Below are 11,881 nucleotides of genomic sequence, written 5' to 3'. Positions count from 1 at the left end.
TTTATCCTCAAAATCCTTTTTTATGACTATTCTCCGGGGCAGCAAGGTGACCTTTCAGCTATTCACTGTTTTGATCATTGACGACAATAATAGGAATTGTTTAGACAATCATCGACAGACTGATTTTTATTTGTAAGTTTTTCTGTAGATTTACGTCAGATTGTGTAGTTTCCAAGATAAATTGAATGAATAATTTTAGTGAAACTATATGTAAGCGTTTTCTTAATTTTCACTAAAAACCCTTTTTGTTTTTCCGCCGACAATGCCTTCATTTGTACATATATTTAGGTGTAAAGGAGTGGTGCAAGCAGCGCATGACAAGTTCTTTGAAGATGTGTAACATGTTTTCGTGCCTATTTGATCGCATTTTTTGTCATCCGCCAATTCAATAGGGTACTTTTTGATTTTTGATTGGAGGAATCGTATGAAAACAGCAATTTCTAATAATACACAACACGCATGCCAGTCTTCTGTTGATCAATGGGCAGAAGAAATACGTCCGTATTACATAAACGGACAGAATGCTGGCTACATTCCAGCACTTGGAAAAGTGAATTCCTCTCAACTTGGTATCAGCGTGATAGGCCCAGATGGATCATCTGTACGATATGGTGATTGGGACGTTCCCTTTACCCTGCAAAGTATCTCAAAAGTCATCAGCTTTATAGCTGCCTGTTTAGGAAGAGGCGTTCCTTACGTCTTGGATCGGGTAGATGTAGAGCCAACTGGTGATGCATTTAATTCCATCTACCGTCTTGAGATGCATAAACCAGGGAAGCCCTTTAATCCAATGATTAATGCTGGAGCTATTACCGTATCCTCCATCCTTCCCGGAAAGACTTCTACAGAAAAGCTAGCATATATTTTCGATTTAATCGAAAACTTAATAGGTAAGCGTCCTTCTGTTAATGAAGAGGTTTATCAATCAGAATGGGCAACTGCGCACCGAAATCGAGCACTTGCTTATTATTTAAAAGAAACCAATTATTTAGAATCGGATGTCGAGGACACGTTAGAAGTGTATTTAAAGCAATGTTCCATCGAGGTCACAACAGAGGACATCGCCTTGATTGGACTGATTATATCAAGTGATGGCTATCATCCCTTTAAACAAGTCCAAGTCATCCCAAAGGATATCGCCAGACTAACAAAGGCATTGATGCTGACATGCGGCATGTATAATGCGTCTGGGAATTTTGCTGCTTTCGTAGGGGTACCAGCGAAGAGTGGTGTGTCTGGAGGAATTATGGCTTGCGTTCCGCCAAGCGCAAGAAGAGAATTTCCGTTTCAGACAGGCTGTGGAATCGGTATTTACGGTCCCGCCATTGACGATTGCGGAAATAGTATTACCGGTGTCATGATGCTGAAAAAGCTCGCCAAAGAGTGGGATCTCAGTATTTTTTAAAAAGAACAGTGATGAATTCGAAGAGGTGATGTTATGAACGAAAAAGCTTTGCTATCTTATTTAACACATACAAATGATTTTATTTGGACTTATATTGTGATTGCTCTGTTACTTGGAGTTGGACTCTACTTCACATATAGAACACGCTTCATGCAAGTGAGAATGATGAAAGAAATGCTGCGTGTCCTGAAAGAAGGAAGAAAAGAAAAAGAGGGAATATCACCGTTCCAAGCATTTGCCATCAGTATGGCAGCACGTGTAGGGACAGGAAATATCACAGGGATTGCTATCGCTATTGCCATTGGCGGCCCTGGCGCCATCTTTTGGATGTGGATCGTAGCCATTATCGGATCTGCTTCAAGTTTCGTTGAAAGTACACTAGCTCAAGTATATAAAGTAAAAGACAAAACAGGCTTCCGCGGAGGACCTGCTTATTACATGGAAAAAGGGTTAAACAAGCGCTGGATGGGGATTTTATTTGCGATCCTGATTACAATTTCTTTTGGAATCGTCTTTAATGCGGTTCAATCAAATACGATCACTGTCGCTTTTAAAAACTCCTTCGGTTTAGACCGTTTAACCGTCGGTATTGTGATGGCTGTCATTTTTGCAGCGATCATTTTCAAAGGCATCCAAGCGATCGCAAAGGCTTCTGAATACATTGTCGTTGTGCTTGCGGTTGCTTACATCGGAATTGCGTTCTTTGTTATTGTCACAAATATCACGGAACTTCCTGGTGTCATCAGCACGATTGTGAAACACGCCTTCGGGTTTGAACAGTTTGCTGGCGGTACGCTAGGCGGTGCCTTATTACAAGGGATTAAACGCGGTCTCTTCTCAAATGAAGCCGGTATGGGTAGTGCACCTAACGCAGCAGCAACGGCTGTCACAAGCCACCCTGTTAAACAAGGATTAATCCAAGCATTCGGCGTGTTAACAGATACGTTAATTATTTGTACAAGCACAGCCTTCCTTGTTCTGTTTTCTGATGCGTATAAAACAACAAACCTGCAAGGAATTGAATTAACACAGGCTTCTCTTAGTCAGCATATTGGACCTTGGGCCTCTGGCTTCCTTGCCATCATGATTTTCCTATTCGCGTTTAGTACATTGATCGGTAACTATTACTATGGGGAAACGAACATTGAATTCCTTGGAGCGAACAAAATTTGGCTTAACATCTATCGAATTGCCGTTATTGGAATGGTTCTGTTCGGTGCGGTTGCCACTGTTCCTCTCGTTTGGGGTCTAGCCGATCTCTTCATGGGACTCATGGTCATCGTCAACCTCATCGCCATTACCATGCTGTCTAAGGTCGCCTTCGCAGCACTGAAGGACTACACGAGACAGAAAAAAGAAGGCAAAGATCCTGTTTTCTATAAAAATGCCGTTCCAAACAATGAGAAAATTGAATGCTGGGACGACGAACCTGCTGCATTGAAAAAGAATCAAATCGGATAAATCAAAAAAGCTCTGGTCAACTGGGGACTGACCCCCGTTTTTGAGACAGGGATCAAAACACCTTTATACAGCCAATTGCCGATAGTTGATCGGTGATTGGTTGTTTAGTTTTGTTTGAATACGAATGTTGTTATAATAATAAATGTATTCTTTGACAGTGCGTTCTACGATGGTGGTCGTAGTTCGATCAATGCTGTTAAGATAGAACGTTTCAGACTTTAGCGAGGAATGAAACGATTCGATGGAGGCATTATCAGCGGGCGTCCCTTTACGGGACATGCTCATGGTAATGCCTTTTATATGAACAGCTTTCTGATACTCGTAAGATGTATACACAGAACCTTGGTCGCTATGTAACACACAGTTTTCAGGCAGTGCTGGGAGCTGATCAAGTGTGTTTAAAATAAAGTCTGTGTCCTGCTTATCACCAATCGTAAACGCAATCACTTCTCCATTATATAAATCCAATATACTGGAAAGGTACAATTGTTTCTGTCCATAAGGCAAATACGTGATGTCCGTTACTAGTTTTTCAAGAGGACGATCAGACTGAAAGTTCCGATCCAGTATATTACCGGCCACGGCATAGGGCTGCCCATTCTTCTTACGCTTTTTCATTTTAACCCGGCACTGCCACTGGTTTTTCTGCATGATACGTTGAACAGTTTTATGGTTAATACGCATTCTCACTTTTAGTAAGGCTGTGATTTTTCGGTATCCATATCGATACTTGTGCTCTCGGCACAACGTGCCGATTTGCTTCTCTAGTTGTTTTTTAGAATGATTCTGAGTCAGATCTTTTTTCCATCTATAGTACGAAGCGCGAGAGATGCTTAAATGGACACAAATGTCCTGTACTGTCATCATTTTGCACAATTCTTCTACTAGTTTGATTGACGTTTCCTTATCAACTTCCTTTCCAATTCGTTGTACTTTTTTAAAACTTCATTCTGTTGACTCAGATAGCGATTTTCTGCCTGCAGTCTCTCTAATTCGGAAGAGTACTCGGGACCCTTTCCATAGGTATATTGTTTTCCAACAGGCTGTTCGAACCGGTGTGTATCCCCAGCCTTATGCCACCTCACCCATGTCTGAACCTGCGTTTTATTTTTGATATTCAATTCCTGCATGATCTCTTTCATAGATACGCCTGCCAATCTCATGTCTACAGCCTTCTGCTTGACTTCAACCGGATAACTCACTCTTGTCCCCATAGAAAAAACACCTCCATGTTTTATTTCGGATTACAACGATCCGTTTTCAAACTTGAAGGTGTTTTTTATTTGTCTCATCTTATGGGGTCAGTCCCACTGATCAGAGCTTTTTTCTTTATGTCAAAAATTCAAGTATGAGTTTGTTGACGACCTCTGGTTTCTCATGATTGATCCAATGAGAGGCATCATCGACAAAGATCAGCTGGCCATTTGGACAGATCTTTATCGTTTCCTTCGCCAGCTTTCTGCTTAAAAATTTGTCCTCCATCCCCCAGATCATGCGAACAGGGACGAGAATTCGTTTGGAAATTGGCTTTTCAAAGCCGCCTTTTTTGATGGCTCGATACCAATTCAGCATTGAGGTCAAGGCGCCTGGCTGCGTCCAAGCGAGCTTGTAGCTTGAGACATCTTCCTTCGTGAACAAATGCGGTCTTGCCGTCAGCCCAATGGCTTCATCCAGCTTTTGAAAGTGATTTTCTTGAAGTGCTGCCTCTGGAGCATTCGGAAGCTGAAAAAAAGCGATATAGGAGCTTTTCTTCCACTGCGGCGGATAAAAAGGAAGAACCTTCATCATCACCCGCGGATGCGGCATATTGACAATGATTAATTTCTCGACATATTGAGAACGGGTTGAAGCCAAATGCCAAGCAACAGCTCCGCCCCAGTCATGTCCGCCGACAATCGCCTTTTGGTTCGGGCTCAGCGTCTTGATCAAACCCACAATATCATCTCTCAGTTTATCTAATACGTATGATTCGACCCCTTCTGGCTTGTCACTTAGATGGTAGCCTCTTTGGTCAGGAACAACAACACGATAGCCTGCCTCAGCCAAGGGGATGATTTGATTTTTCCAGCCGTACCAAAACTCAGGAAACCCGTGGAGCAGCACAAGCAGCGGGCCATTTTCCGGTCCAGCCATTGCTGTATGAAGTGTTACACCATTTGTTTGGATTGATTGAAACTCAATTTGTTCCATTCCTTTGCCACCCTTCTCCTTGTCCTTTTATTCTTCCAACATAGCATATTTTCCATTTTTCAGAAAATAAAAACACTCACAAAAAAACCTTCACTATGGTGAAGGTCTTCGTCTATTTCATATAATTCAGAACCCAGATCAACCCATTTTTCCGGTCCTGTACTTGTCCGTGAAGTGCGCCAAAGAAGGTATCCTGTAATTCGACCAGTACATCTCCATCAGCTTCCAGCGCTTCATAGACAGCCTTTAGTTCTTCTTCATTGTCAAACTGCATGATCAATCTGAGATTCTCTGGCTTTGGTGTGCGTCCAAACGTATCTGAAAAATGAAGCAGTGATTCCCCAAGATGCAATTCAGCATGCAGGACACGGTCCTGGTGTTCATTTAAGATATGAATATCCCCACCAAAAATCCCTTGATAATATTGAAGAGATTCTTTCACATCTTCTACAACAATATAAGGACTAACACTAATCATATCCCTCATCCTCCTCTTGTTCCGTTCATCATCTCTTTTATAGCTTATCCCAAATCGTATGAAAAAAGGCACAAATCGTCAACGGATTTGCACCTTTTTCTCATGAAGATTTCGCTAATTCACTGTGTTTGTTTGAATACGCTGCGTACATGACGACACCGATTAACAGCCAAACCCCAAAGTAAAGCCATGTCCGGCCTGGTAAGTTGAGCATAAGGAACAAGCAGCAGCCCATTGAAATAATCGGCAAAACCGGCACAAAAGGAACCCTGAAGCCCCTCTCAAGCTGCTGATGTGTCTTTCTCAAAATAAGCACAGATAAACTGACCATGGCAAACGTTAATAACGCACCGATATTCGCTAAGTTGGACAGATCCTTCAAATCAATAAAGCCTGAAATAACAGCTGTCATTCCGCCAATCATCCATATGCTAGCAACAGGCGTATCGCTTTTGTTTGTTTTTGAAAACACTTTAGGCAAAAGTCCGTCTCGGCCCATCGCATAGGCAATTCGAGTTGCTGCATAATTATTGGCGAAAATCACAGCCATCAATCCAATGACCGCACCAACGGAAATAATACCAGCCACGCTATTTTGATGTACACTTTGCAGGACATATGACATAGCCTCTGTGACATTCAGCTGTGTATAGTGCACCATGCCTGTCATGACCAAACAAACGACAATGTAAATGATCGTACAAATAAGTAATGAACCTATGATCCCAATTGGCAGGTTCCGCTGCGGATTTTTCACCTCTTCTGCTGAAGCAGAAATTGCATCAAACCCTAAAAAGGCAAAAAACACAGCAGCAGCACCGGCAATGACGCCTTCTGCGCCAAACGGCATAAATGGCTGCCAATTGGCTGGCTGTACATAAAAGCCGCCTACTACAATGAAAAGAACAATAATACCGAGTTTCACAAACACCATGATATTATTAAATTTTTTACTTTCCTTCGTTCCTCTAGATAAGATCCACGCAATCAGTAAAGCAATGATAATCGCCGGCAGATTCATATATCCGCCTTGCTCCGGCCCCGCTAAAAATTGATGCGGAATCGAAATTCCAAACCCCTCAAGCAGGCTGTTGAAATAACTCGACCAGCCGCTGGCGACAGCTGAAGCAGTCAGCATATAAACAGACAATAAGGTCCAGCCCATCAAATGGCCTACAAGCTCGCCCATGGTCGTATATGAATAAATGTACGCACTGCCGAATACAGGAAGCGCTGAAGCCATTTCTGCATAACAAAGTGCTGCCAAACTGCACACAATGGCTGCAATCGCAAAGGAGAAAATAACAGCCGGTCCTGCATCCTTAGCCGCTGTTATACCAGTTAACACCATAACCCCTGTGCCAATCACTGCCCCTATACCAAGAAGCGTGAGATCTAGCCCGCCCAGTGTTTTCTTTACCTTTTGCTGTCTGCTCTGTTCCAACAAATCGTGAACGTGTTTCTTACGAAGAATATGTCGCAAACCCTTTCCCTCCAAAACGTTAGAAAAACAAAAAATCATTCAAATTTCATTATAGCAGAATAGGTACTAAGCATTCACAACCAATTCACGTAAATCTTTCTTCATAATTTTACCAAGCTTGTTTTTTGGCAGATCACTGATGAAATGAATGGATGGCACTTTGTAATCTGCCAAACGTTCCTGACAATAGTTCACCACATCTTCTTCGCAGAAATCGGCGGATTCGTCTTTTACGATATACGCACTTGGCACTTCACCATATAATTCGTCTGGCACCCCGATGACAGCTGATTCAATCACACCTGGTATTTGTTCAATGACTTCTTCTACTTGGTCAGGATAGATATTGTCTCCGCCGTATAAAATTACATCTTTGTATCTGCCTGTGATAAATAGAAAACCATCTTCATCTAGATAGCCTGCATCTCCCATATGGAACCAGCCATCTTTGAGTACCTTCGCAGTAGCGTCAGGCTGATGATAATAGCCTAAGAAATAAAATGGGCTTCTCATGACAACTTCGCCAATTTCTCCAACTGGCAGTGTTTCCTCAGTCTCAGGATGAACGATTTTCACTTCTACATCTGGATCCACTTTACCAGCAGAGCCCATTTTATCCTCGCCCATCGCAGGATGCCACGCACTGACAACCCATGCTTCCGTGCTTCCGTAGCCATGCATCATCTGAATGCCTGCTTCTTTGTAGTCCTTAATCAAACGGACCGGCACCTTCGTACCGCCAGAAATCGCAATTTCAAAGGATGAAAGGTCATACGAACCGCGCTTCATTTCTTCCAGCATGTACGTATAAGCTGATGGGAAAGCCATCATGAACGTTATTCTTTCTTTTTCGATCGTTTCTAAAATGCGCTTCGGCGTTGCATCATGTAAAAAAACAAGTGTATACCCTTCAATGGCAGCAGCGATCAGATGATTAATTGAACTCATATGATAGAGAGGGTGACTCGCCAAGTAGCGTTTCCCTTTCAAGTCAAATCCTCGATTCCCGCGTCTTGTTAAAAATTGATAGATTCGTCCATGTCCGACCATACAGCCTTTTGGATTCCCCGTTGTCCCAGAGGTAAATAAGATCATCGCTAGATCCTCTTCTGATACCTCTTCCGCAAGATCACTGCCATCATTTGAAGCCAATATGTCTTCAAACAGCTGCGTTGTTTTCGCATTTACACCAGATTCCACCATGAGACAGTTGTCTAAAGACACATTCACCGCAGAAATAATCTCACGGAATTCTCGGTCAAAAAATAAAGCCTTTGGCTCTGCTTTTTTCAAAATACCCTCCAGCTCAAATGAAGTAAGCTGCCAGCTAAGCGGAACTGCGACTGCACCTGCTTTAATGGCTGCCAGCATAATCGTTGAAAAGTGATGATGGTTTTGACAAATAAAGCAAACGCGGTCACCTTTTCGAATTCCTTTTTGATTTAAGTAATGAGCAAGCTGGTCGATGCGTTTTGCATATTCTTCAAATGTATAAGACACCCCTCCGCCAGTTACCGCCTCAATTTGTGAAGAGCGTTCCATTCTGTCGTTTAGTAATGCCTGTAAAGTATTCAATATCTTCATCTCCAAACGTTTGATTTCCAATAGCCAATTTCCAGCGAATTGGGTTGGCAGATTTTATCTCATTCACATTCTAAAATAAAAACAGCTGAAAGTAAAATCATTTCATTTTGGAATTGTTCTTTATATTAATTGATAATATAGGTAATTTTATAGCCGTCTTCCATTTTGGTTTAAATCATGATGATTATTATGATAAGATAGACCTAGTAATTGATCGGAAAATGCGAATGCAATAGGAAAAGAGGTATGGAGAATGCAACATTTCGAGCTAGAGGCAAGTTTGTTAGACCATGCACTGACGAAGTATTTAAAGGCGACGAAACAAATAGATGAAGAAAATATTCCGAAAAACGTGACGAATGTTAAAGGGTTTATTTTACGTATCATCTACCGCCATCAATCATGTACTGTGAAAAATATTCTGCAGGAAGTTTCATTATCTCCCTCTGCAACAACAACCGCTCTCAATCACTTAGAAGACGAAGGGCTGATCATCCGCTCTCGAAATAATAATGACCGCCGTACTGTGTGGATTGAACTCTCTGAATCGGGTGAACAAATTGCTAAACAAATGATCGACAATCGCCAGCTGCTTGTGAATCAATTGTTCAACCACCTTTCAGAGGAAGATAAAAAAACATTTTTTGAATTAATCGAAAAAATGATGGACGAGCACACATTAAAGGCTTAGGAATACTCCTAAGCCTTTAGATTTTTGACAAAGGGCTAAAAGCCCTTTGTCTTCTTTTCAGCGTCATAGAAAACCTTTGCAGCCCTAGGAAGGACGAGTACTGGAGCGGAGCGAATTAAACATTCGTGAGCACCGGCACGCAGACCTGACACCGAATGCGAAGGTTTGTCTACACGCTGAGGCTTAGGAATACTCCTAAGCCTTCTTTTTATGGCTTTAAAACGACCTTTATACAATCATCCTGTTTGTCATTGAAGATGTGGTACGCATGTGCAGCTTCATCTAATGGTAATTTGTGAGTGATAATGGCTCTAGGATCAATTTCACCGCTTGTCACTTTTTGATAGAGCTTTGACATGTATCCTCTCGCCGGGGCTTGGCCCATTTTCAGGGTGACGTTTCTTGCGAAAAAAGCGCCTAATGGAAACATGTTGTACAGGCCGCCGTACACACCCGTCATCTGCACTGTTCCACATTTGCGAACGGCTTTTGTGGCAATTTGAATGGGTCCGATCGTTCCGCCTTGCAGCTTGAGCTTTTGCTCAATTTTTTCAAGCGGCGACTTCTTCCCGTCCATTCCCACACAATCAATCACAACATCGGCCCCGCCCTTGGTGAGCTCCTTTAACGTTTCTCCCATGTCGGGATCTTCTGTAAAGTCAAAGACCTCAACGCCGCTCATTCGTTTTGCATGCCGTAGGCGGTAATCAATGTAATCGACGGCAATCACACGTTCTGCTCCTTTTTGCCAAGCAAATTGCTGTGCCATTAACCCAACAGGTCCGCAGCCTAGCACGATGACCGTATCGCCTTTTTTCACACCTGCGTGCTCTACACTCCAATAGGCGGTTGGCAGGACATCTGATAAGAACAGCAATTGTTCATCCTCCAGCTCACAATCTTCTGGGATCTTAAACGGTGTATAGTTGCCAAAAGGTACGCGTAAATACTCTGCCTGTCCTCCGGGGTAATTCCCATATTTCTCACTATAGCCAAAAAGTCCACCCGAATCGTAGTGCGGGTTTGAGTTGTCACATTGGCTTTCTAAGTGATGATCGCAATATTGGCATTTACCACATGCAACTGTAAATGGAATGACGACACGGTCTCCCTTTTTTACGGCTGTGACATCCGGGCCAACTTCCTCCACAATCCCCATTGGTTCATGCCCAATCACATAGCCGATTGGAAGCGGGAAATTCCCCTGATACAAATGTAAATCTGATCCACAAATTGCTGTTGATGTAATACGTATGATCACATCTTCCCGATCTTGAATCCACGGTGCATCTACTTTCTTCACTGCAATGCTATTTTTCCCTTGATAAGTAACAGCTCTCACATGGATTTCCTCCTTTAGCTCAAGTCATCTTTACATAGCTTCACCTTGAATGAATGGTTCATTCATCAAATGAGAAATTTATGTGGAGGAGGCAAAAAACAAAAAAAGCCTGTCGATTGTTTCGACAGACTCATGATGTCGTGTAACGCGTTACACACTTATTCCTTTTCGACAAAAAACAAATCATATTGAGTTGAAGTCTCCCGATTGAACATGAAATTCCCTTCTTGAATAAAATAGGGGCATATATTTGGGCTTGGAGATTCTTCAAACTGCTCATACACCTGCTCAATTTCTCCTGGAAGCAGCAAAACCAACATTTTATTTGAATGAGACACAAATTCATAAGAGTGGATCGTATCCGGCGGGATATAGACAAAGTCACCCGGCATCAAGCAAATATCCTCTCCGTTCAAATGAAGGTTCATCTTCCCTTCAACACAATAGATTGCTTCTGTATGAACTTGATGATAATGCGGCGGGAAATATTTCTCCTTCGCTCCTTCAACCACAAAATGACTGAATCCGCCTCCTGTTGTTTCTACTGTTGCAATCAGCTCATGAATCTGACCATCAATGATGTATTGCTTCCCTTCACCAGCCTCTAATACATAAGGCTGTACCTCGTGAGGAAGCTGACTATGAAATAAAACGGAGGGCCTCGTTGTATTAGACAGTTCTCTGATTCCATGCATCAGGATGATATCGCTTTCTTTTTCAGCCTGCTGAAAACTGGTTGCATCGAAAGCATAATGAGTCATAGACCATTTATTCTGAAAAAGCCTCTTCCCAATTTGCTGATAGACATCTGTCATTTTTCCGCCCAGCGTATATGAAATAAATCTTGTTTTATGACTATGCATTCTGTAGCCATGAATCGTTTTGGGCGGGATATGAATATAATCAAAGGCTGTGACCATGTATTTTTTACCGTCCAGCATCACTTCAAGCTTTCCTTCCAGCACAAAAATGGTTTCAAATAAGTGCTCATGACAGTGCAGCGGGAAATATGCTCCTTTCCCACCTGTGATTAAGGCAAGCTCAAACAGCTGATTCGTTTGATTTGCTTCTGCCAGCATATGAACAAGCTGATTCTCCAGCCCATACATCTTTCCGGAACCAGACACGGTATAAAAAGGGGTACCTTCGGATTGCTTCATCGATTGCGGTTGCTCCGACATCCCATCACTCCTCATGACAAATTGACTATCTATATTATATAGACCAATTGATATAATAGATAGACA

The 11,881-nt window shown here is 42.3% G+C and carries 10 protein-coding genes; 3 read left to right on the top strand and 7 right to left on the bottom strand.

Annotated elements, in window-relative coordinates; translation table 11 throughout:
- Positions 1–424: 424 nt before the first annotated feature.
- A complete protein-coding gene (locus NSS76_RS01515) occupies positions 425–1,405 on the top strand; it encodes a glutaminase (protein ID WP_044333602.1) in 981 nt (326 codons plus the stop codon).
- 33 nt (positions 1,406–1,438) lie between these two features.
- On the top strand, positions 1,439–2,866 hold the full coding sequence (locus tag NSS76_RS01510; protein WP_341080243.1) for an alanine/glycine:cation symporter family protein: 1,428 nt from the start codon (positions 1,439–1,441) through the stop codon (positions 2,864–2,866).
- Between the two features lie 63 nt (positions 2,867–2,929).
- Here NSS76_RS01510 and NSS76_RS01505 read toward each other — a convergent pair.
- From NSS76_RS01505 to NSS76_RS01485, 5 genes are all read right to left on the bottom strand, one after another.
- A protein-coding gene (locus NSS76_RS01505; protein ID WP_206534229.1) for an IS3 family transposase occupies positions 2,930–4,080 on the bottom strand; the annotation gives its coding sequence in 2 pieces (ribosomal slippage) (positions 2,930–3,807 and positions 3,807–4,080; 1,152 coding nt in all).
- A 115-nt stretch (positions 4,081–4,195) separates the two neighbouring features.
- The gene (locus NSS76_RS01500) at positions 4,196–5,056 is read right to left on the bottom strand and encodes an alpha/beta fold hydrolase (RefSeq protein WP_024427419.1); all 861 of its coding nucleotides are present in this window, start codon (positions 5,054–5,056) and stop codon (positions 4,196–4,198) included.
- A 112-nt stretch (positions 5,057–5,168) separates the two neighbouring features.
- Entirely contained in the window at positions 5,169–5,534 is a 366-nt protein-coding gene (locus tag NSS76_RS01495; RefSeq protein WP_024424379.1) for a VOC family protein, read from the bottom strand.
- A gap of 100 nt (positions 5,535–5,634) precedes the next feature.
- Entirely contained in the window at positions 5,635–7,017 is a 1,383-nt protein-coding gene (locus NSS76_RS01490) for an amino acid permease (protein WP_073203643.1), read from the bottom strand.
- A gap of 66 nt (positions 7,018–7,083) precedes the next feature.
- A complete protein-coding gene (locus NSS76_RS01485) occupies positions 7,084–8,592 on the bottom strand; it encodes a class I adenylate-forming enzyme family protein (protein ID WP_073203642.1) in 1,509 nt (502 codons plus the stop codon).
- Between the two features lie 262 nt (positions 8,593–8,854).
- On the opposite strand from NSS76_RS01485, the gene NSS76_RS01480 reads away from it, so the two are divergent.
- Positions 8,855–9,292 (top strand): MarR family winged helix-turn-helix transcriptional regulator, encoded by a 438-nt coding sequence (locus NSS76_RS01480; RefSeq protein WP_012008812.1) that lies wholly within the window; start codon positions 8,855–8,857, stop codon positions 9,290–9,292.
- A 208-nt stretch (positions 9,293–9,500) separates the two neighbouring features.
- Here the strand turns inward: NSS76_RS01480 and NSS76_RS01475 are convergent, their stop codons facing one another.
- Both NSS76_RS01475 and NSS76_RS01470 read right to left on the bottom strand, forming a co-directional pair.
- The gene (locus NSS76_RS01475) at positions 9,501–10,634 is read right to left on the bottom strand and encodes a zinc-dependent alcohol dehydrogenase (protein ID WP_073203639.1); all 1,134 of its coding nucleotides are present in this window, start codon (positions 10,632–10,634) and stop codon (positions 9,501–9,503) included.
- A gap of 158 nt (positions 10,635–10,792) precedes the next feature.
- Positions 10,793–11,815, bottom strand: coding sequence for a quercetin 2,3-dioxygenase (locus NSS76_RS01470; protein ID WP_073203637.1), 1,023 nt, complete (start codon positions 11,813–11,815; stop codon positions 10,793–10,795).
- Positions 11,816–11,881 lie beyond the last annotated feature (66 nt).

The organism is Bacillus sp. FSL R5-0654, from assembly GCF_038008745.1.
Taxonomy (GTDB): Bacteria; Bacillota; Bacilli; order Bacillales; family Bacillaceae; genus Bacillus; species Bacillus safensis.
The sequence above is the reverse complement of the archived record's forward strand: the minus strand, read 5'-3'. Positions and strand labels throughout refer to the sequence as shown.

Excerpts from the sequence above, each read along its gene's own strand:
- NSS76_RS01470 (WP_073203637.1), bottom strand. The coding sequence starts at position 11,815 with ATGTCGGAGCAACCGCAATCGATGAAGCAATCCGAAGGTACCCCTTTT.
- NSS76_RS01510 (WP_341080243.1), top strand. The coding sequence starts at position 1,439 with ATGAACGAAAAAGCTTTGCTATCTTATTTAACACATACAAATGATTTT.
- NSS76_RS01495 (WP_024424379.1), bottom strand. The coding sequence starts at position 5,534 with ATGATTAGTGTTAGTCCTTATATTGTTGTAGAAGATGTGAAAGAATCT.
- NSS76_RS01500 (WP_024427419.1), bottom strand. The coding sequence starts at position 5,056 with ATGGAACAAATTGAGTTTCAATCAATCCAAACAAATGGTGTAACACTT.
- NSS76_RS01480 (WP_012008812.1), top strand. The coding sequence starts at position 8,855 with ATGCAACATTTCGAGCTAGAGGCAAGTTTGTTAGACCATGCACTGACG.
- NSS76_RS01515 (WP_044333602.1), top strand. The coding sequence starts at position 425 with ATGAAAACAGCAATTTCTAATAATACACAACACGCATGCCAGTCTTCT.